Origin of the sequence: Lederbergia panacisoli (genome assembly GCF_024626525.1) — a bacterium.
Classification (GTDB): Bacteria; Bacillota; Bacilli; order Bacillales; family Bacillaceae_C; genus Lederbergia; species Lederbergia panacisoli.
On record NZ_JANJGU010000005.1, the window covers coordinates 107,107 to 127,228 of the forward strand.

Annotated in this window: 20 protein-coding genes; 17 read left to right on the forward strand and 3 right to left on the reverse strand. The window is 36.7% G+C overall.

The window, feature by feature from the left end:
• The first annotated feature begins 185 nt into the window (after positions 1 to 185).
• From NQ185_RS09450 to NQ185_RS09460, 3 genes are all read left to right on the forward strand, one after another.
• Positions 186 to 1,598, forward strand: a complete 1,413-nt coding sequence (locus NQ185_RS09450; protein WP_257581418.1) for a sensor domain-containing diguanylate cyclase — start codon at positions 186 to 188, stop codon at positions 1,596 to 1,598.
• Positions 1,599 to 1,705: 107 nt separating this feature from the next.
• Complete coding sequence (locus tag NQ185_RS09455) at positions 1,706 to 2,617, forward strand: nuclease-related domain-containing protein (protein WP_257581419.1); 912 nt, start codon at positions 1,706 to 1,708, stop codon at positions 2,615 to 2,617.
• 138 nt (positions 2,618 to 2,755) lie between these two features.
• Complete coding sequence (locus NQ185_RS09460) at positions 2,756 to 3,442, forward strand: hypothetical protein (RefSeq protein ID WP_257581421.1); 687 nt, start codon at positions 2,756 to 2,758, stop codon at positions 3,440 to 3,442.
• Here the strand turns inward: NQ185_RS09460 and msrC are convergent.
• Positions 3,404 to 3,883, reverse strand: coding sequence for a free L-methionine (R)-S-oxide reductase MsrC (msrC, locus tag NQ185_RS09465; RefSeq protein WP_257581422.1), 480 nt, complete (start codon positions 3,881 to 3,883; stop codon positions 3,404 to 3,406). The genes NQ185_RS09460 and msrC overlap by 39 nt on opposite strands.
• 200 nt (positions 3,884 to 4,083) lie before the next feature.
• Between msrC and refZ the strand changes: the two genes are divergently transcribed.
• The 7 genes from refZ to rarD all read left to right on the forward strand — a co-directional run bounded on the left by refZ (position 4,084) and on the right by rarD (position 12,160).
• Positions 4,084 to 4,719 carry a forespore capture DNA-binding protein RefZ gene (gene refZ, locus NQ185_RS09470; protein ID WP_257581424.1) on the forward strand — a complete coding sequence of 212 codons (636 nt, stop codon included), beginning with the start codon at positions 4,084 to 4,086 and terminating at the stop codon, positions 4,717 to 4,719.
• A 220-nt stretch (positions 4,720 to 4,939) separates the two neighbouring features.
• On the forward strand, positions 4,940 to 6,652 hold the full coding sequence (gene ezrA / locus NQ185_RS09475; RefSeq protein ID WP_257581425.1) for a septation ring formation regulator EzrA: 1,713 nt from the start codon (positions 4,940 to 4,942) through the stop codon (positions 6,650 to 6,652).
• A 150-nt stretch (positions 6,653 to 6,802) separates the two neighbouring features.
• Positions 6,803 to 7,951 (forward strand): cysteine desulfurase family protein, encoded by a 1,149-nt coding sequence (locus NQ185_RS09480; RefSeq protein WP_257581426.1) that lies wholly within the window; start codon positions 6,803 to 6,805, stop codon positions 7,949 to 7,951.
• A complete protein-coding gene (thiI, locus tag NQ185_RS09485) occupies positions 7,948 to 9,156 on the forward strand; it encodes a tRNA uracil 4-sulfurtransferase ThiI (protein ID WP_257581427.1) in 1,209 nt (402 codons plus the stop codon). Before NQ185_RS09480 ends, thiI begins: the two co-directional genes overlap by 4 nt.
• 99 nt (positions 9,157 to 9,255) lie before the next feature.
• Complete coding sequence (locus tag NQ185_RS09490; RefSeq protein ID WP_257581428.1) at positions 9,256 to 9,456, forward strand: alpha/beta-type small acid-soluble spore protein; 201 nt, start codon at positions 9,256 to 9,258, stop codon at positions 9,454 to 9,456.
• 119 nt (positions 9,457 to 9,575) lie between these two features.
• On the forward strand, positions 9,576 to 11,189 hold the full coding sequence (locus tag NQ185_RS09495; RefSeq protein ID WP_257581429.1) for an amidohydrolase: 1,614 nt from the start codon (positions 9,576 to 9,578) through the stop codon (positions 11,187 to 11,189).
• Positions 11,190 to 11,242: 53 nt separating this feature from the next.
• The gene (gene rarD / locus NQ185_RS09500; protein ID WP_257581430.1) at positions 11,243 to 12,160 is read left to right on the forward strand and encodes an EamA family transporter RarD; all 918 of its coding nucleotides are present in this window, start codon (positions 11,243 to 11,245) and stop codon (positions 12,158 to 12,160) included.
• A 45-nt stretch (positions 12,161 to 12,205) separates the two neighbouring features.
• Here rarD and NQ185_RS09505 read toward each other — a convergent pair whose 3' ends face one another.
• Entirely contained in the window at positions 12,206 to 13,006 is an 801-nt protein-coding gene (locus tag NQ185_RS09505; protein WP_257581431.1) for an NAD kinase, read from the reverse strand.
• Between the two features lie 158 nt (positions 13,007 to 13,164).
• Between NQ185_RS09505 and sppA the strand changes: the two genes are divergently transcribed.
• From sppA to tpx, 5 genes are all read left to right on the forward strand, one after another.
• Positions 13,165 to 14,172 carry a signal peptide peptidase SppA gene (sppA, locus tag NQ185_RS09510; RefSeq protein WP_257581432.1) on the forward strand — a complete coding sequence of 336 codons (1,008 nt, stop codon included), beginning with the start codon at positions 13,165 to 13,167 and terminating at the stop codon, positions 14,170 to 14,172.
• A gap of 12 nt (positions 14,173 to 14,184) precedes the next feature.
• A complete protein-coding gene (locus tag NQ185_RS09515) occupies positions 14,185 to 14,673 on the forward strand; it encodes an RDD family protein (protein ID WP_257581433.1) in 489 nt (162 codons plus the stop codon).
• A gap of 51 nt (positions 14,674 to 14,724) precedes the next feature.
• Complete coding sequence (locus NQ185_RS09520) at positions 14,725 to 15,351, forward strand: DUF2953 domain-containing protein (protein WP_257581434.1); 627 nt, start codon at positions 14,725 to 14,727, stop codon at positions 15,349 to 15,351.
• Positions 15,344 to 15,829, forward strand: coding sequence for a GerW family sporulation protein (ytfJ, locus tag NQ185_RS09525; protein WP_257581436.1), 486 nt, complete (start codon positions 15,344 to 15,346; stop codon positions 15,827 to 15,829). The genes NQ185_RS09520 and ytfJ overlap by 8 nt, the downstream gene beginning before the upstream one ends.
• A 117-nt stretch (positions 15,830 to 15,946) precedes the next feature.
• On the forward strand, positions 15,947 to 16,447 hold the full coding sequence (gene tpx / locus NQ185_RS09530; protein ID WP_257581437.1) for a thiol peroxidase: 501 nt from the start codon (positions 15,947 to 15,949) through the stop codon (positions 16,445 to 16,447).
• Positions 16,448 to 16,574: 127 nt separating this feature from the next.
• Here tpx and NQ185_RS09535 read toward each other — a convergent pair whose 3' ends face one another.
• Entirely contained in the window at positions 16,575 to 17,696 is a 1,122-nt protein-coding gene (locus tag NQ185_RS09535) for a helix-turn-helix domain-containing protein (RefSeq protein WP_257581438.1), read from the reverse strand.
• 177 nt (positions 17,697 to 17,873) lie between these two features.
• Here NQ185_RS09535 and NQ185_RS09540 point away from each other — a divergent pair, with 177 nt between their 5' ends.
• Together NQ185_RS09540 and NQ185_RS09545 are read left to right on the forward strand one after the other, a co-directional pair.
• The gene (locus tag NQ185_RS09540; protein ID WP_257581440.1) at positions 17,874 to 18,863 is read left to right on the forward strand and encodes a class I SAM-dependent methyltransferase; all 990 of its coding nucleotides are present in this window, start codon (positions 17,874 to 17,876) and stop codon (positions 18,861 to 18,863) included.
• Between the two features lie 48 nt (positions 18,864 to 18,911).
• Positions 18,912 to 20,105 (forward strand): acetate kinase, encoded by a 1,194-nt coding sequence (locus NQ185_RS09545; protein ID WP_257581441.1) that lies wholly within the window; start codon positions 18,912 to 18,914, stop codon positions 20,103 to 20,105.
• The last annotated feature ends 17 nt before the right edge of the window (positions 20,106 to 20,122 follow it).

A 20,122-nucleotide genomic window follows, 5' to 3' on the forward strand; every position in this document is an offset into this window, starting at 1 on the left:
CACAACGATCATTATATTATTTTTATTATAAAAAGTCAATATATGAAAAATGAGTTATCAATATATATAGGTAAAAAGTTCTATACTATGTTATAATTATTATTAATTATATAATCTAATATAAATTTTACAGGTGAGAAGTTACAGTTAGAACTATTAAGTATTTGATGGGTAGGTTGATATGGATGCCAAATCGGACAAATCCCATAGAAACATCTGAAGAAATTAAGTATAGGGAATTATATAGAGTAACTGAAAAATTTCATTCTAGCATGGATATTAATAGTGTATTAGCAGAAATAATCCAAACGCTAAAAAGAGTTTTTCCTGCATATGACTATTTTTTGCTCCTATCGAATGATCATGATGCGAGTGAAGATTTACCTATCAAAAATTTGGAATATAATTCTGAAAACGCTTCAGCTATTGCGTCTTATGTAAATGCTGCTGTCGAGCTGGAAGATATTGAATATCCTGTTATGTATGCACCTTTAAAAGGAAAACAAGGAGTGTACGGGGTTCTGCAGGTCAAGTCCCATTTAACTTACCCGCTTGAAAATAGGCAAATTGATTTTATTCGTTTATTGGCCAATACAGCGGGGAGTGCATTGGAAAATGCTAAATTATATCAACAATCACAAAAGCTCGTAGAGGACTTGCGATTAATTGACGAAATATCACAAAAGCTGAATTCGACTTCTAGTTTAGCTGAAACTATAAATTATTTACATCAACAAATTAGAAAATCATTTCAGGCAACTGCGGTTGGTTTCATTATTCTAGAAGATGATGAGTCAAGGGTGTTGGAAGGAAGTTCCAATTACTTTGAGCAGGAACCGGGGAAGGAACTTATACAGGCAGTATTACGGAGAATTGAAAATAACAATGAGGCTCTATTTATGGGAGAAATCAAGCAAATGCCAGAGTCTGTTCAGTTGCAATTCGGCTCATTAATGGCAATCCCGATGATCCACAGTAATGCAGTCAATGGAATAGCTATTGTACTTGGTGATGAGCCTTATAGTTTTTCTTTTGAAAAATTTAAGCTTCTTCAATCCTTAATTCAACGATCTTCCTTGGCAGTAGCGAATTTAATGCTTCGGAAAAAGTTGGAGAAAATGGTGATTACAGATCACCTGACACAGCTTTATGCTAGAAACTATTTAAATGATATGATTGAAAAATCAATGCAAACTGATCGAGAAGGTACATTTATCCTCATTGATTTGGATGACTTTAAAGAAATTAATGATACATACGGCCACCAAACTGGTGATCTGGTCCTCATACAAGTTGCTAACCTAATTAAAAGTAGTCTGAGATCTACAGATATAGGTGCACGCTGGGGAGGGGAAGAACTAGCCATCTATCTTCCTGGTGTCTCTATAGAAAAAGGGTCTTCTATCGCACAACGACTCCTGAATCATGTATCAAAACACACGAAACCATCTGTCACCATGTCTTGCGGCGTTTCGAATTGGGATTCCAGTCAACCTGACGAAGTGACCCACTTATTTAGCCGCGCTGATACGGCGCTTTACGAAGCAAAAAATGCCGGAAAAAATCAAGTAGTAGTAAAAGATATTTTCATACAATGAAAAAGAGCCTACCCTACACTGTATTTTCAGAATGTTGAAATATACTGGGTGGCTTTTTCTGATGATATTTCATACAATTAAGATAATTACAAAGAAGGATGTGAAAAATGATTATTAAACAGAGAGTTGAAAGTAAGGAGTTGAACGTATATCGGATTTTAAATAGCAGGAAGGTGTTATCTGATGAGGATGCGGCACACCTAGCCAGACTTGAAAAAGGCTATGAAGGAGAGGTGATTTTTGATAAAAGGGTAGAAAGATTATCGAAGGAATGGCTTGTTCTCAATGATATGCAACTTGAAATCAATCATTCCGAATTTCAAATTGATTCAGTTATCATAGCCCAAAAACCGATATTATTATTCGAGATTAAAAATTTCGAAGGAGACTATTATATTAAAGATGATCAATGGTATTACAACAATGGAACAAAAATACAGAACCCGGTGTCTCAACTGGAAAGAAGTGAAGTCCTCTTACAGCGTCTGCTTCGTGACCACGGCTATAACACCCCCATCGAATCTTACCTCATCTTCGTTAATCCCGGTTTCCACTTATATAACGCCCCGCAAAATCTACCGATTATATTTCCAACCCAATTAAATCGTTTTTTTGATAAATTAAATAAAATTCCGTCAAGTATGAGCGCCCGCCATCAGAAATTAGCACATAAACTTATTTCATTGCACAAGAAAGAATCCCGGTTTAAAAAAATGCCGGAATATAGTTATGGGGAGCTAAGGAAAGGGTTTAGGTGTTGTTGTTATTCATTTAATATTGAGAGCAAAAAGTCTTTAATAGTATGTAAAAATTGCGGTAGCACCGAGGATATTGAGTCTGCTATTTTACGGAGCGTAGACGAATATAGCCTTCTTTTCCAGGATGAAAAGATTACAACAAATGCTATTTATGAATGGTGTATGGGGATAAAGGCAAGAGGAACAATTAGAAGGATTCTTTTAAAAAATTATATTCAAATGGGAAATACAAAATCTTCGTATTATGTAAAGAAAGAGTAATATTAATTGATCTTGGAACCGGTTTAATTCCGTCCAATCTTTATCATAGATACAGTTCAAATTCGAGTTGATTCGTACTAAATACAGGTGTACTCCTAATTATAGTCCAAATATGTAATGATTCGGGCTGAAATCGGGGTGGGCCCCGATTTCAGTTCGAATCCGTTTCTAATTCGTCCTGAAATCAAGCTTTGCTTTGATTACAGTACGAATCCGGTGCTGATTCGTTCTGAAATTAAGAATTGCTCTGAATACAGTACGAATCCGGTGCTGATTCGTTCTGAAATTAAGAATTGCTCTGAATACAGTTCGAATTCGGTGCCGATTCGTTCTGAAATTAAGAATTGCTTTGATTACAGTACGAATCCGGTGCCGATTCGTTCTGAAATTAAGAATTGCTCTGAATACAGTACGAATCCGGTGCCGATTCGTTCTGAAATTAAGAATTGCTCCGAATACAGTTCGAATCCGGTGCCGATTCGTTCTGAAATTAAGAATTGCTCTGAATACAGTACGAATCCGGTGCTGATTCGTTCTGAAATTAAGAATTGCTTTGATTACAGTTCGAATCCGGTGCCGATTCGTTCTGAAATTAAGAATTGCTCTGAATACAGTTCGAATTTGGTGCCGATTCGTTCTGAAATTAAGAATTGCTCTGAATACAGTACGAATCCGGTGCTGATTCGTTCTGAAATTAAGAATTGCTCTGAATACAGTTCGAATTCGGTGCTGATTCGGACTGAAATCAAGCTTTGCTGTGATTTTCAGTCCGAATCACACACATTTTTAAATATGACGCAACAATTCCTCAGCAAACTTTTCTAAATATTCTTTATCCAAGTCATCAAATCGGTTCTTTTCCGGGCTATCGATGTCGAGGACTCCTAGCAGTTCACCATTTTTAACTAAAGGTATGACAATTTCAGATTGGGATGCGGCGTCGCATGCGATATGGCCAGGGAATTGGTTAACATCAGCGACGACGATGGTTTCTTGGTTTGCTGCAGATGTTCCACAGACACCTTTTCCTAATGGAATTCTTACACATGCTGGCAAGCCTTGGAAGGGACCAAGTACAAGTTCGCCATCTTCAAGTAAATAAAAACCGATCCAATTGATTCGATCTAGAAATTGATTTAGCAACGCAGAAGAATTGCTTAAATTTGCAATCTGATTAGGCTCTCCTTCTAATAGTGCAGCCAATTGCTTTGTCACTAGCTCATAATTTTTTACTCGATCTTTACTATATTCTTTTACTTCAAACATTGTTTCCACCCTTTCGCAACAAATTTTTACAAATATCTTCATCACACCGAGATCCTCGCACAAACTGTCGATAAGTCTTCGGAGGAGTTCGCGCTTTTCTCTCGAAATGTACATATATATTAGTAGAATCTATAGTTTAACTGTTGAACTATTTTTACATATTTTTTCGTAATATTCAAGACTTTGAAAGCGGGGATCGTATGAATACACAAGAATCTATTATAGAAGCGGCCATTGCATTGTTCAATTTAAAAGGCTATCAAGGCACGTCGATTCGTGATATTGCTAGAAGAGCTAATGTAAATCCTGCTAATATTGCATATTATTTTAAAAATAAGCAAGGGTTACTGGAAGAATGCCTTATCTATTTTTTTGAACCGTACTTATCATTTTTGGAACAAGAGACGGAAAAGCTTGAAAATGATTCTGCCCAACTATGCTTAATAAGGTCGATTAAAAAAGTCATGTATTTTCAAAGTAAACATTATCAACTAGCACGGTTTGTCTGGAGAGAAGTGACAATTGATTCCCAAACTTCCCGTGAAATGATTTCGTTATATTTGATGAAAGAGCAATATTTTTTTACGACGATGATTCAATCTGCCTTAAAAGAAAACAAGACTCCTGTTTCAATCAGTATGATTGTCATTCAATTAAAAGGGATGCTTATGATGCCCTATCTAAATAATTTATACGTTCGTGAAGTGTGGGGGATGATTCCCCAAGAGCCGTATTTTGCTGAAAAATATTTTAATTCTATCAAAAACTGGCTCCTTGTTTTAATTGGATCTGAAGAAGAAAGTGTTTCATCAAACATAAAAAAATTACCGGTTTAATTATCAATATTCGCCTACTTTAGGCGTTTTTTTATTTTCAAGATTTGTTATAATTTCCTTTTAGTAAAATTTTCAATTTTATTGCGTAAAAAATGCTTTTATTAGTCAAAAATTGTCGCCTTCGTGGTATTATAGAAGAACATAAACTTTAAATTCATTCTTAACGAACGTATTTTACATAGATGATCGGTTGAAAGATGGAAGGAACAGGGGGCTTACTATGAAATACAGTGTGGAAATCGTGATTGCTTCGATTATTATAGTCCTTATTTTTTTTGTTGTAGGATATATTATGAGAAAAAAATATTACAAGGATATCGACAAGCTCGAATCAAGAAAAATGGAATTAATGAATCGCCCTGTCATGGAAGAAATGGCAAAAGTGAAAAAGTTAAATATGACGGGTCAAACAGAAGAGATGTTCGAGCGCTGGCGTGGGCTGTGGGATGATATTATTGCTGTTCAACTTCCTAATATCGATGAAATGCTATTCTACGCGGAAGAATATTCGGATAAATACCGATTTAATAAGGCGAAAGAAACTCACATTAAAATTGAAAAAATGCTTGAAGACACTGAAGCCCAAATCAATCTGATCCTAGAAGAGTTAGCTGAACTGATCGGCAGTGAAGAGAAAAACAGGGAAGAAATCGAAGGATTGCTTGATCAGTATCGCAATTCAAAAAAGAATGTGCTGGCTCACCGACATATTTATGGTGTTGCGGCTGAGAAGCTTGAGCAATTGCTTGATGTAATGGGTGAAAAAATTGCTAACTATGAAGAATTGACGAATCACGGAAATTATTTGGATGCCCGTAAAGTTGTAATAACCCTTGCTTCTGAATTGGAACAATTGATAATTAAAATGGAAAAAATACCTGACTTATTGACTGAATGTCAAACAGTGATACCTTCACAAAAAGGTGAGCTTAAAGATGGGTTTCATGAAATGAAGCAGCAAGGTTTTGTATTGGAGCATTTGGATATTGATCGGGAGTTTGAGAAGCTTGATAAAGAACTTGAGACATATATCGGGTTTCTCAAAGAAACAGAAACGGAAGACGTTGAAAATGGCCTGATTGAAATAAAGGAAAAGATTGAAACGCTCTACGATTTACTTGAAAAAGAAGTGTACGCCAAACATTATATTTTGCAGGAAAATGAAAATGCTGACGCGACAATCAATCATCTAAAAGAAGTTAACGCTGAAATAGGCAATGAAACAAAAATTGTTCAACATAGTTATCAATTATTAGAGGATGATCTAGCTTCGCCAATTCAGTTTGAAAAGAATTTAAGCCAGCTTTCCAAACGCTATGAGCTTTTGCAAGCAAAAATATCTGAGGAGCATACTGCTTTCACTCTTTTAAGTGAAGAATTAAAAGAGATTGATACTCAAATCAAAGCATTGCAACAGGAACAAAATGACTTTATAGAAAAGCTGCAAAACCTTAGGAAAGATGAATTGGAAGTTAGAAGGAATATAGAGATTTTGCAGAAGAAAATTAAGGAAATCATTTGGCTCGTTAAGAAAAGTCGGATGCCAGGGCTGCCGGGAGATTTTGAATCCCTTTATGAACAGGCTGAGGAACAAATTAACGACGTCTATAAAAGCTTAGATGGAAAGCCGCTTAATATTAATTCAGTCCAAAAATTTTTATATGACGCGACAGACACTGTTGATTATTTATATTCAAGGACAGAAGAACACATTGAAAATGCTCGTCTTGCTGAACAAGTTATTCAATATGGAAACAGGTATAGGGGACGAAATCCGCAATTACGGGCCAATCTTGAGAAAGCTGAGCAGGCATTTAGAAATTACGAATATAAATCAGCTCTTGAACAGGCTGCTACTGCGGTGGAAGAAATTGAACCTGGTGCATTAAAGCGGATCGAAGAAATTTTCAAAGAAGAATTGGTCAATCAATAATAATTCCAAAGTGAAAGCTTGTAGAGACTCTACAAGCTTTTTTGGATGAATTTTGAAAACTTTCAAATCATAAGATAAGTCCTTTTTCTTTTTTATATTCAATGTTATGATTTAAAATTGCTACATAGATTTTTTGAAGGTGTGTTGATAATGATATATTTCGATAATAGTGCGACAACAAAGCCTTATGAGGAAGTATTGGATACGTATGTAAAAGTAAATCGTGATTTCTACGGAAATGCGTCCTCACTTCATAATTTTGGAGGAAGGGCTGAAAGTTTGATTAGTAAAGCACGCGAACAAATCTCTAATCTAATCGGTGTAAAGACGTCCGAAATCATCTTTACTTCTGGAGGCACGGAAGGAAATAACTTAGCCATTAAAGGAGTAGCTCTAAAGTATAGAGGTAGAGGAAATCATATTATTACGACCTCTATTGAACATCCATCTGTAACAGAACCCTGTAGACAGTTGGAACAAATGGGGTTTGACGTGACATATTTGCCTGTCAATAAGGAAGGAAGAGTTTCAGTAGATGATATTGAAGCAGCGATCACGAACAATACGATTTTGGTTTCGACTATTCACGTTAACAACGAAATCGGTTCGATACAGCCCGTTAAAGAAATTGGAAAAATGCTAACCCGATATCCGAAAGTGATTTTCCATATTGATCATGTACAAGGAGTGGGGAAAATCCCCATTGATCTTTATGGATCTTATGTTGATCTATGCACATTTTCTGCACATAAGTTTCACGGTCTTAAAGGAAACGGTTTTTTATATAAAAGACAAAGTATATTGCTTGATCCCCAAGTAACGGGGGGAAATCAAGAGCAAAAATTGCGAAGCGGTACAGAAAATACGGGCGGAATCGTGGCTATGGCGAAAGCGCTCAGAATAGAATTATTAGATCAACAAAACAAGAGTGATTCTCTTCAAAAAATTCGTGACTTTTTGTTTTCCGAACTTCAGAAGGACCCGCGAATTGCCATTCAATCACCACAGTACGGAGCCCCCCATATAGTGAATTTTTCCGTCGTTGGATATAAAGGGGAAGTGATTGTTCACGCGCTTGAAGAAGAAGGGATTATCGTTTCAACAACGAGTGCATGTTCTTCCAAGGACAATGCCCCTAGCAGTACGTTATTGGCGCTTGGTATAAATGAGAAAATTGCTAATGCTGCAGTTCGCATTAGTCTCTCGTATGAAAATAATATAGATGAAGCAAAACAATTTTTAAAGGCTCTAGATGAAGTGTTAGAGCGATTAAATAAAGTGATGGGGCGAAATAAATGAACTATGACAGAATATTAATACGATATGGTGAGATGTCACTGAAAGGCCGAAACCGAAAACATTTTGTTTTAAAATTGAAGAAAAATATAAAATTTATTCTAAGGAATTTTAAAAACATCCGCATTGAATCTGAATGGGATCGTATGTATATACAATTAAACGGGGAACCAGTTGAACCTGTTATGCTAGGACTTAAAAAGGTTTTTGGCATTCAATCATTTAGCCCTGCTATTAAAACGGAGAAAAATATCGATGCAATTCGAAGTGCAGCTTTGCATATTATCAACCGGGCTCACAAATCTGGAAATACGTTCAAAGTAAGTGCCCGAAGATCGGATAAATCGTTTGAATACGATACGAATGGATTAAATCATGCCGTTGGTGCGCATATTCTAATAAATGTTGAAGATATTAAAGTGAATGTGAAAAATCCGGATATAAATTTGATTGTTGAAATTAGGCATGATGCTGCGTATATTTCCGGTGAAGTTATTCAAGGAGCGGGCGGTTTTCCGATTGCTTCATCTGGGAAAGCGATGCTTATGCTTTCAGGTGGAATTGATAGCCCGGTTGCTGGTTTTTTGACAATGAAGCGTGGAGTGGCGATAGAAGCAGTTCACTTTCATAGCCCTCCTTTTACAAGTGAGAGGGCAAAACAAAAGGTTATTGATCTAGCTCATAAGCTAGCCGAATATTCAGGGAGTGTCAAAATTCATATTGTTCCATTTACAAAAATACAGGAAACAATCCATAAAGAAATTCCCGAAGGTTATTCGATGACATCAACTAGAAGAATGATGCTTAAAATTACCGAAGAACTTCGAAAAAAACATGAGGGACTAGCGATAATTACAGGAGAGAGCCTGGGACAAGTGGCAAGTCAAACAATGGATAGTATGTATGCGATCAATGATGTGACGAGCACGCCAATATTACGCCCGCTTATTACGATGGATAAAATTGATATTATTAAGATTGCTGAAGAGATTGATACATTAGAAATATCGAACCGGCCATATGAAGATTGCTGTACCATTTTTACTCCGCCCTCTCCAAAAACTCGTCCAAGATTGGAAAAGGTTGTTTCTTTTGAACAAAAATATGAATGGGAACCTTTATTGAGTGAAGCTATTGAGAATACTGAAACCATTATGGTCAGTGAAAGAAAAAAACAAAATGATAATGATGTTCAGGATCTATTTTGAGTTAGAAAGATTATGAATTGCAAGGAACAATTACCAGTGAATGCTTGAATGAAGGCAAGTGTTTTCGCACATTCTATGATTACAAGGAGGTGAAAACACATGCCAAATAGTAATAGCAATCAACTAGTAGTCGCTGGTGCACAACAAGCACTAGACCAAATGAAATTTGAAATTGCATCAGAATTTGGTGTTAATCTTGGTGCAGACACAACTTCACGTGCCAACGGTTCTGTAGGTGGTGAAATCACTAAGCGTCTTGTACAAATGGCTGAACAACAACTTGGTGGCCACTCCCACTAAAAAATAAATATAAATGGCTGAAGAGGCGGGAATTTCCCCGCCTCTTTTTCGTCTGCTAACTGGAAAATCAAACTGATTTTGTATATTATTTTCTATATTCATGGTAGAAGGAGAATAAAATGAAAACGATCTGGTTTAACGGAATGATTTATCCGATGGAAATAGAGGGAGAAACGGTTGAAGCGGTGCTCACAGATGATGATCAAATAATTGAAACAGGTCCCGTTTCAATATTAAAAGAGAAATACAATATTGAGCGCCAGGTTGATTTAAATGGTGCAATGATGATTCCGGGATTGGTTGACAGTCATATGCACCTGATTGGATATGGGGAAACTTTTTTACAGCTCAATGTTTCGGGAATGACTTCAAAGGCGGATGTCTTGAATGCGATTAAGGAAAAAGTAAAAAGATCTTCTCCAAGTGAATGGATTATTGGCGAGGGGTGGAATGAGAATCTTTGGATCGATAATACGCCCCTGTCAAAAAAAGAATTGGACAAAGTGGCGCCCGACAATCCTATTGTGATGAGAAGAGTGTGCAGGCATGTAATTGCTGTTAACTCCCTAGCGATAGACGCGGCAAATATAAATCCTTTAAAAATAGGTCCTGCCGGCGGCATAATAGAGCGGGATAAAAGCGGAGAGTTCACAGGGATTTTTAAGGATGAAGCACAAGATATTATTTTGTCTAAAATGCCAAATATTGGGGGCGAATACGTTGAAAAGGCATTAAGATTAGGGATTGAAAACTGCTGGAAATATGGTTTGACAGGTGCACATACAGAAGACTTAAGTTATTACGATACATATGAAAAAGCTATAACTACCTTTTTAAGAGTATTAGGGGATGGCACATTGCCGTTTAAAGCCCATTTACTCGTTCACCATAAAGTAGTGGATGAATGGAGAAAAGATGGCTATCGATTTATGTCCAAAATCGGAAATATTGAATTCGGGGCGATGAAAATATTTATTGATGGATCATTAGGCGGCAGAACAGCACTTTTAAGTAAAAAATATGCTGACGATCCAACTACTCAAGGAATGGCTATCCACACATTATCTGAACTGAAAGAGCTTTTGGTAAAGGCACGCGAATACAATATGCCCATTGCCACTCATGTAATAGGCGACCTGGCTTTTGAATATGTATTGGATGTAATTGAGGAATTCCCGCCGCCAAACGGGACAATGGACAGGCTGATTCATGCACAAATTTTACGCGCCGATTTGATTGAAAGGGCGAAAAAACTACAAGTTGAAATTGATATTCAACCTGGATTTACAGCTTCTGATTTCCCATGGGTCATTGACCGTATTGGGGAAAAAAATATGGCTAATAATTATGCATGGAAGACGCTTCTTGAAAGCGGCTTTCACTGTTCAGGCGGGTCAGATGCTCCGATTGAGGCGGTAAATCCAATACTTGGCATCCATGCTGCCGTTACACGGGAAAAGCCGTATGATCCACAACATAATGTTTATATGCCTGAACAAAGATTGTCCATGTTCGAAGCCATTTCCCTTTACACAACAGGGAGTGCATTTGCTTGTGGGCATGAACATGATCGGGGAATGATTAAGGCTGGATACGCCGCAGATTTTACAATATTTAATCAAGATCTATTTACAATAGATAAAGAAGATATATTAAAAACAATTGTAGAGATGACAATTGTTGATGGTAATATCGTTTTTCAAAATAAAAAATCTAAAGCTTTCTTTAAATAAATCGTATATAATAAAAGTTATTTCGTAAATCTAAATAACAGGGGAATTATACGATGGAGAACCATAATCGGGAAGGAATTTTATATGCAATCGCGGCGTACACTACATGGGGAATTCTTCCGATATACTGGAAACTTATCGGCGATGTGACTGCTCATGAAGTATTAGCGAATAGAATATTTTGGTCATTTTGGTTCATGATTTTATTGTTGGTTTTTAGCAAGAAGCTCCCATTATTAATAACAAGCTTAAAACAGTTTCGGAAGCAGCCAAAATTGTTCTTGGCACTTGCAGCCGCCTCGGTATTAGTTAGTGGAAACTGGTTTCTATTTATTTGGTCGGTTAATGCAGATAAAGTAGTAGAGTCTAGCCTAGGGTATTATATAAATCCGTTAGTAAGCATTATTCTGGGACTGCTCTTTTTAAAAGAAACCTTATCCAAAATTCAAATTTATTCGTTTTTCCTAGCTTTGATTGGCGTACTTATATTAACCATTTCTTATGGAAAATTTCCATGGGTATCATTCGGTCTTGCTTTTTCTTTTGGAGTATACGGCTTGGTTAAAAAAATGATTAAGGTCGATTCCTCTATCGGTTTGGCTTTGGAAACACTCGTTATTATGCCAGTTGCATTTATCTATCTTTCTATTCATATGTATAGAGGAAGCAGTGCATTATTTTCTGGGTCGTTTAAAACTGATGCCATGCTCATAGCATCAGGAGCAGTAACTGCGATACCATTGCTCTTTTTTGCAAAAGGCGTACAAAAAATCCCACTGTATCTAATGGGTTTTATTCAATATATTGCTCCAACCATGATGCTCATTTTGGGAGTTTTCCTTTACGGAGAACCATTTGGTGCGACCCGTCTCATTGCATTTGCCTTCATCTGGAGCGCACTTGCCTTAGTCACATTAACATCCGTAAATTGGAAGCAAATTAAGGGAACTCACAAAAGAAAAGCGGCTTAATTAAAAATGAGGAAAAAGTTTTAAAAACTTTTTCCTCATTTTTTATTATAGAAATGTCCTTTTCACTTTCTCCCAGAACGAGTTGTTTTTTAGTTTTACGGTTTTAATTCGCTTATCTGATAAAAGGATTTCGACTTGTTCAACACGTTGAGTACTTAATGCTTCGTTATCCATTCCCATAGTTGGGTAGTCATTTCCATCTTGAACAACCTTCAATACGAGTTTTCTGCCCTCACTTAGAATGAATGGTGAACCAAGTGTACGATAACGATTGTTGTTTAAAGAAGCCATTTCATTCACTTGGAGACAAGGAAGAAGTGGGTCCACAACAGCACCTTTGATTGATTTATTATAAGCCGTGCTTCCAGTTGGGGTTGCAATAACCATTCCATCGCCGCGGAATGTTTCGAAATGCAAGCCATCAATAAAAACATCCATCACAAGTGTCTTGATGATTCCTGATCGAATCGTAAATTCATTTAAACAATAGAAAGAGCCTTCCTTGTCTACATCCACTTTAATAATGGGGTAGCGCCTAACTTCAATTTGTTCGGTCGTCATGGCGTCAATCATATCATGTAAATTATCAATATGAAAATCGCAATAGAGTCCCTGGATCCCATCATCTGCAATCCCGGCATAGAGACAATCCTGTCTGAACCCTGTTTTACGAACTGCTTGTAAAAACATACCATCTCCACCGAGACTTGCGATAAGATTTGCTTCCTGTGCATTGTTTACAATACTGAATCCATATCTTTCCGCAAGCTCCTTTAGAACGGAAATCTTTTCAATGCTTTCCGAACTATTTTTATGGAAAAAGAAAATTTTATTGCGCTGTTCCATTTCAAAATATCCCCCTTTGATTAGTTGCAATGATTGGCTGAATGGAAGAAATTTATGAGTTAAGTAGATCTTACGTATTTATTTTATCATTAGTTTGAAACTATTTAAAAGAAAGAGCCGTATATAAATAAGGGAACGCACTAAAAGGAGGAAAACAGATGAATGGTAAACGTTGGGCGGCCCTAGGAATCGCAGCCGCAGTCTTTTTCGTATCAAGTATGGTCAACATGGCAAGCGCTCTTTTTACTTCGGATATTTCCAAGGTGTTCGGAGAAAACTTTTCAGCAAATAAAGCATTTTCTGAGGAAATTGTGGAATCGGGAAATGCCGCGAAAAAAATCGCCATACTTGAAGTAGATGGGGTAATCCAGGATACGGGTGAGGCATCATCGATATTTTCAACAAATGGCTATCTACATAGGGAATTTATGAAGCAATTAAATACCGTAAAGGATGATAAAAGTATTAAAGCGATCGTCCTTCGTGTAAATTCGCCGGGGGGTGGAACAAATGAGTCAGCGGAAATCCACCATAAACTCGTTCAAATTAAGGAAGAAACGAAAAAACCAATTTATGTGTCTATGGGTTCAATGGCAGCTTCCGGAGGCTATTATATCTCAGCTCCCGCCGATAAAATCTTTGCAAGTCCAGAAACATTGACAGGTTCCCTCGGCGTCATCATGCAAGGTGTTAACATTAGCGAACTCGCTGATAAATATGGAGTCGATTTTATGACTATTAAAAGCGGTCCATATAAAGATATCATGAGTTCTTATCGCCATATGACAAAAGCGGAGGAAGATATTTTACAATCGATGTTGAAAAACTCTTATGAAGAATTTGTTAGAATTATTTCAGAAGGTCGTAGCATGACAGAAGCACAAGTGCGCGAGCTTGCAGATGGAAGAATATATGATGGAAGACAAGCTAAAGAAGTTGGATTAATAGATGATTTTGGCTATCAAGAAGATGTGGTAGAGCAGCTGAAAAAAGATCATAAACTAGCTGGTGCTCAAGTAGTCCGTTATACATCAAATGCAGGGCTTGGATCCTTATTTGGAGTGGCTGCACAAAAAATTGGTGGAAAGCAAGCAGAAATGACGGGGATTGTAAATCTTCTTTCTAAACCAAATTCTCCTAGACTTCTGTATTTATACTCTGAATAAGGAGGGGAAACCATGACGGAAAATGATAATCTTGTTGAAAAAGTTCAACCGCCGTTAGTATCATATCATTACGCAGGATTTTGGATGCGTTTTTGGGCTTATCTGCTTGACGGCATCATTGTATTCAGTATTAATGGAATTCTCGTAAAACCGCTTTTCCGAACTATTGGCATATCCCTTTCGGATTCAGGTATCATCTCGCCATATGGAATAACCGCGGGGCTCATCTTTTATTTGTATTTTATTTTAATGACGAAATTATTCAGACAAACTCTAGGAAAAATGGTTTTCGGTTTAAAGGTGATTCCACTTAAAGGAGAACGATTAACATGGGGAACGGTTATTTTTAGGGAAGGGATTGGCCGGTATATTTCCGCTACTTTTAACTTTTTATATGCAGTAGTCGCCTTTACTCCTAAAAAACAAGGTCTACATGATATTTTTGCTGATACGACCGTGATTCATGAACGAACGAAAATAGTTGAACCCGCATATTCATAAGCGGGTTTATTTTATTTGCAGTTGGAAATAATGAAGGCCGGAGGGATGGTTATGACTCTTCCTGTTTTAGGCGGCCTTTTTTTGTTATTAATCTTTTGGATATTTATTTTTATGAAAATAAAAATAGAGCTGTTTATTTTACTAAGTTTTTCTGAATCATATATATCAGTTGCTGTTGTAACTTTTTTCGGCATTATAAGGATAAAAAAGAAATTTACCTTTAATGATTTATTATCTGAGAAAGCAGCAGATGAAATGAATGATCATATCCATGATTATGATTCAATGAAAGCAATGTTAAAGGATCAGTCTATTTTACATATACTTAAATCATTTTTGCTTAAAATTAGAGTTCGCAAACTGGAATGGCATTCAACAATCGGGACAGGAGATGCCGCATCTTCGGCAACAGTAGCAGGAGCGGTTTGGGCTATTAAAGGTACAGTATTATCTTATGTCAGAAGCTTTCTGACATTAAAAAAACGGCCAATTATATCCGTGGTTCCTAATTTTCAAGGATTTTCAGCACAGACCAGTATGCAATGTATGGTTGATTTAAAAACAGGAGAAGCTATATTAGCTGGATATAATTTGTATAAAGAATGGAAAAAGTATCAAAGATCCCCACAATTTGAGGGGCAAAATCAAAAGATAGACAGGAGGACCATTAATGGATGAGCATCCAATTCAAGGCGTCATGACAACGGCAATGGAAAATCTGAAAGAAATGATCGATGTTAATACAATTATTGGTGATCCAGTAGAAACACCCGATGGAGGAGTCATTTTAACGGTCTCAAAGGTAGGGTTCGGTTTTGCGATGGGCGGCAGCGAGTTCAAGTCGAGTGGAAGCTCATCAGATGGAGGCGGATCCTCCAGCAGCGGTTCAGATGAACAAGGTGGACAAAATTCATATTTACCGTTTGGAGGAGGAAGTGGCGGCGGTGTTTCGATTACGCCTATTGCCTTTTTAGTCGTCAATAAACATGGCGTAAACATGCTTCATCTCGAGCAAAATACACACTTGATCGAAAAAATGATCGATCTCGCTCCAACTGCTTTCGAAAAAATACAGAAGATGACAAGTAATTTTTCAAATAAAAAACAGCAACAGCAGGGACAATCGAATAAGGAAAGTTTAGATTTTGAAATGTAACCCCAATAACTCGCTTTATAAGGGCGAGTTATTTTATTTTTATGAAACATCTTTCTTGCAGTAGTGGAAATTTTAGGCAATGATATAGATATATTCATTTTGAAGGAGGAATCATTTATGGCAGAAGTTACGTTTAAAGGGAATCCGATGACGCTTGTAGGGACAGAAATAAAAACTGGAGATAAAGCACCGGATTTCACAGTATTAGCAAATGACTTATCAGAAGTAAAACTCAGTGATTACAAAGGTTCCGTTCGCCTTATTAGTGTTGTCCCATCAGTTGATACTGGAGTGTGTGCAGTCCAAACAAAACGTTTTAATGAAGAAATAGCGAATCTAGGAAATGTTCAAGTGCTTACAATATCAGCTGATCTACCATTTGCACAAGCTCGTTGGGCAAACGAAAATGGACTGAATGACGCTAAAATATTCTCCGATTATCGTGATCTCTCATTTGGAGAAGCTTATGGTGTTGTAATGAAAGAACTCCGCCTGTTGGCCCGCAGTGTATTTGTTATTGATAGTGAAGACAATGTTGTCCATGCAGAATATGTCAGTGAAGTAACTAACCATCCTGACTATGATTCAGCTTTGGCTGCTGCGAAACAAGCAAAGTAAGGAAAGAATAACAACTATACAAATAGCACTCGCAAAGAGATTGGATAAGTTCCAATCTCTTTAACATTCATCATCGTGTAATATTTCGTTGTCGTGATAGGCGATTAAATCTTTCTTTTACAAATCCTTATAAAAAACTGTTAATCACTTTTTGCAGTCTATTTGCTACCCATTCTATGTCATATCCTACTTCGTTTAGTATAACTGTGTTATATATTTCTTCTAGCCCAATTCGAAGTATATAACAATATATTTTTTCCTTTGTTTCGGGAGAATTAATATATTTTTCATTTATCCGCTGGATTAATGGCTGAAGTTTAACTTCATTCCAAAACAGAATATTGGCCTTATCATATAAGTGATCTCCATACATGGAAAGGCTCCAATCGATAATACCTGTAATTTGTCCGTTCTTGGCTATTAGATTAAATGATCCTAAGTCTCCATGTATTATATTTTTTTTGCTTAAAGAAACACTGTTAATGTGATTTTTTAATTCTTGTAAAGCGTGTTTAACTACACTTGAATCTAGACCTTTTTGTTCTAGTGCCGACCAATTATAAATATTCTCGTTGTATACAGCTTTAATAAAATCCTCCCATGTTGGATATCCACCCTGTCCTGTATTGTCATATCTTCCATATCCAGTTTGTTCAGGTACTTTAATTGACTCTAATAATTCAAGGGTTTTCATGATGGAAGGACAAGTATCAAGTAATTCCTGGCTATTTAAGTCGAACAATTTATTGCCTTCAATATACTTCGAAATAGAGTACGTAATATCATCTTCCACCGATACTTCTAATACATTTCTTATAGGAAGTAGATGATTAAACTGGTTGTAAACCCATCTCTCTTTTTCATATACTTCGAGGCGATTTCCAACTTGAAAAACGTATTGGCCCTTATCTGCATGAAAGGAGTATGTTTGGGATACAAGCCCACCATTTAACTCCTTAAAATTACTTGCAGATGGATAATTCTTTTTAATTAGCTTTTGAATCTCTACTTCAGACATTTTTTTACTCAAAGTAACCGCTCCTTTAAAATAAATTTTTCCTAACAGCAGTTCATCTAAGGAGAGTTTATATATATGACTAAGCTCAATGATGGAATCAATATCTGGATAATTTTTTCCGACTTCCCAATTTGAAAGAGTTTGCCTCGTTATATTCATTTTTTCTGCTACTTGTTCTTGAGTTAACCCTGCTTTTTTTCTCCTTACTTTCAGTTTTTCGCCAATTTTCATACCTTTCCCTCCTGTGTTTAAATTTTCTCACAACTATTGAAAAAAGCTAGCAAGGCTTTCTTGCTTTTTGCTTTAATATGCATAAATGAAAAGTATTTTGGAGTTTTATACTTATTTCTTGTTTGCGAAGGTAACGAAAGCTAAACTATAGGTATAGAAGGTTACGGGGGGATGAATTTGAAAGTTACTCCAGTGGAAAGATTATTCATGTTGTTTAATGAAACGACAGAAATTTTGCAAGATGAACTGGATTGTACATATTTAGAGGCGCTTGCCGAAACCGGCGATAACCTTTTTCATGAAGATATATTACAGGATTCATTAAGCGAAATAACAAAAAAAAGGCTTAAGAAAAAATATGACGACATCATCATTGCATCGTATGCCTCGGAAGATATCCGGAAGGCTTTTCAATTGTCTATTTTAAAAGGGATGAAGGGAAACATACAGCCTAATCATCAAATGACTCCGGATACGATTGGATTTATTATTAGCTACTTTACTGAAAAATTCATAGGCGCAAAAACTGATTTATCCATATTGGATCCTGCTGTCGGCACTGGTAATTTATTATCAACGATTATCAATCGCCAAGGAAATGCAAGTCATATCCGAGCTTTCGGGGTTGAGGTTGATGAACTTTTAATCAAACTTGCATTCGTAGGAGCGAATCTTCAAAAACAAGGGACCGAGTTTTTTCACCAAGATGCATTGGAACCATTGTTTATTGACCCGGTCGATTTAGTTGTATGTGACTTGCCAGTCGGTTATTATCCAAATGATGTACAAGCGGGAAAATACGAACTTAACGCTTCAAAAGGTCATGCTTATGCTCACCATTTATTTATTGAACAAAGTATGAACCATACAAAATCAGGAGGTTATTTATTTTTTCTTATACCTAACAATTTATTTGAATCTGAAGAGGCTGCAAAACTTCACAGCTTTTTAAAACGAACAGCTTATATACAATGTATTTTACAGCTGCCTCTCTCTCTGTTTAAAGCCAAAAACGCCGGGAAAAGCATTCTTATTCTTCAAAAGAAAAAACCGGGGATTGAGGCACCGAAAGAGGTACTACTTGCGACATTGCCGAAACTATCTAATAAGGAAGCCCTTGATAAAATGATGCTGGGAATGGAAAAATGGTTTAAGGAAAATAAATAAGAGTTACTACCGACAAATATGATAATACGTAAAAGAAAGGTGATTCTTATGTCCAAAATTTTTGCGGTTAATGCAGGCAGTTCATCATTGAAATATCAGCTTATCGATATGCCTGAGGAAAAGGTTATCTCTAAAGGAGTAATTGAAAGAATTGGCTTAAATGATTCCATTTTTACAATGAGTGTCGAGGGAAAAAATGTTAAGGATACGCTTGATATTCCGAACCATGAAATTGCCGTGGCATTATTATTGGATCGAATTATAAAAAATGGAGTTATTTCTTCTCTTGATGAAATTGAAGGTGTAGGTCACCGTGTTGTACACGGGGGAGAAGTATTTAATGAATCGGTCATGATTACTCCTGAAGTTTTGCAAAAAATAGAGGAACTTTCAGAGTTAGCTCCTCTTCATAATCCCGCGAATGTAACGGGAATAAAGGAGTTTCAAAAAGCATTGCCTGGAGTTCCTGAAGTGGCTGTTTTTGATACGGCCTTTCATCAAACAATGCCAGAAAGTTCGTTTTTATATAGCCTTCCATATGATTATTATAAAAATTACGGGATTAGGAAATATGGATTTCATGGAACTTCGCATAAATACGTATCACAAAGAGCAGCACAATTACTGCAACGTCCTTTATCACAGTTAAGGCTCATTTCCTGTCATTTAGGGAATGGTGCGAGTATAGCGGCAATTAAAGGCGGTAAGTCGATCGACACTTCCATGGGCTTTACTCCGCTTGCAGGGGTGACGATGGGGACTAGATCTGGGAATATTGACCCTGCCTTGATTCCTTATTTAATGGAGAAAACAGGCAAGTCAGCTGAAGAAGTACTTGAAGTATTGAATAAAAAATCGGGTATGCTTGGTGTGTCGGGCTTTTCAAGTGATTTGCGCGATATAGAACTTGAAGCAACTGCTGGAAATCATCGCGCGGAACTGGCCCTTGATATATTTGCAGATCGAATCCATAAATATTTAGGCTCTTATGCAGCAAAAATGTCTGGAGTAGACGCAATCATCTTTACAGCGGGGATTGGAGAAAATAGCAGCGCAATTCGAGCTAAGGTATTGAATGGACTTCAATTTATGGGCGTATACTGGGATGAAGATTTAAATAAAATTCGTGGGAAAGAAATATTCCTTAATTATCCACATTCTCCAGTGAAAGTCATCGTCATTCCGACAAATGAAGAAATAATGATTGCACGTGATGTAGTTAGTCTTTCAGGTAATCAATAATACAGTAACCTAATGAT

Bases quoted from the DNA above. Each gene is read 5' to 3' on its own strand.
- NQ185_RS09495 (WP_257581429.1), top strand. From the start codon at position 9,576: ATGAAAACGATCTGGTTTAACGGAATGATTTATCCGATGGAAATAGAG.
- ytfJ (WP_257581436.1), top strand. From the start codon at position 15,344: ATGGATGAGCATCCAATTCAAGGCGTCATGACAACGGCAATGGAAAAT.
- NQ185_RS09545 (WP_257581441.1), top strand. From the start codon at position 18,912: ATGTCCAAAATTTTTGCGGTTAATGCAGGCAGTTCATCATTGAAATAT.
- tpx (WP_257581437.1), top strand. From the start codon at position 15,947: ATGGCAGAAGTTACGTTTAAAGGGAATCCGATGACGCTTGTAGGGACA.
- NQ185_RS09515 (WP_257581433.1), top strand. From the start codon at position 14,185: ATGACGGAAAATGATAATCTTGTTGAAAAAGTTCAACCGCCGTTAGTA.
- NQ185_RS09535 (WP_257581438.1), bottom strand. From the start codon at position 17,696: ATGAAAATTGGCGAAAAACTGAAAGTAAGGAGAAAAAAAGCAGGGTTA.
- NQ185_RS09520 (WP_257581434.1), top strand. From the start codon at position 14,725: ATGACTCTTCCTGTTTTAGGCGGCCTTTTTTTGTTATTAATCTTTTGG.
- msrC (WP_257581422.1), bottom strand. From the start codon at position 3,883: ATGTTTGAAGTAAAAGAATATAGTAAAGATCGAGTAAAAAATTATGAG.
- NQ185_RS09505 (WP_257581431.1), bottom strand. From the start codon at position 13,006: ATGGAACAGCGCAATAAAATTTTCTTTTTCCATAAAAATAGTTCGGAA.
- NQ185_RS09450 (WP_257581418.1), top strand. From the start codon at position 186: ATGCCAAATCGGACAAATCCCATAGAAACATCTGAAGAAATTAAGTAT.
- refZ (WP_257581424.1), top strand. From the start codon at position 4,084: ATGAATACACAAGAATCTATTATAGAAGCGGCCATTGCATTGTTCAAT.
- NQ185_RS09490 (WP_257581428.1), top strand. From the start codon at position 9,256: ATGCCAAATAGTAATAGCAATCAACTAGTAGTCGCTGGTGCACAACAA.
- thiI (WP_257581427.1), top strand. From the start codon at position 7,948: ATGAACTATGACAGAATATTAATACGATATGGTGAGATGTCACTGAAA.
- ezrA (WP_257581425.1), top strand. From the start codon at position 4,940: ATGAAATACAGTGTGGAAATCGTGATTGCTTCGATTATTATAGTCCTT.
- rarD (WP_257581430.1), top strand. From the start codon at position 11,243: ATGGAGAACCATAATCGGGAAGGAATTTTATATGCAATCGCGGCGTAC.
- NQ185_RS09455 (WP_257581419.1), top strand. From the start codon at position 1,706: ATGATTATTAAACAGAGAGTTGAAAGTAAGGAGTTGAACGTATATCGG.
- NQ185_RS09480 (WP_257581426.1), top strand. From the start codon at position 6,803: ATGATATATTTCGATAATAGTGCGACAACAAAGCCTTATGAGGAAGTA.
- sppA (WP_257581432.1), top strand. From the start codon at position 13,165: ATGAATGGTAAACGTTGGGCGGCCCTAGGAATCGCAGCCGCAGTCTTT.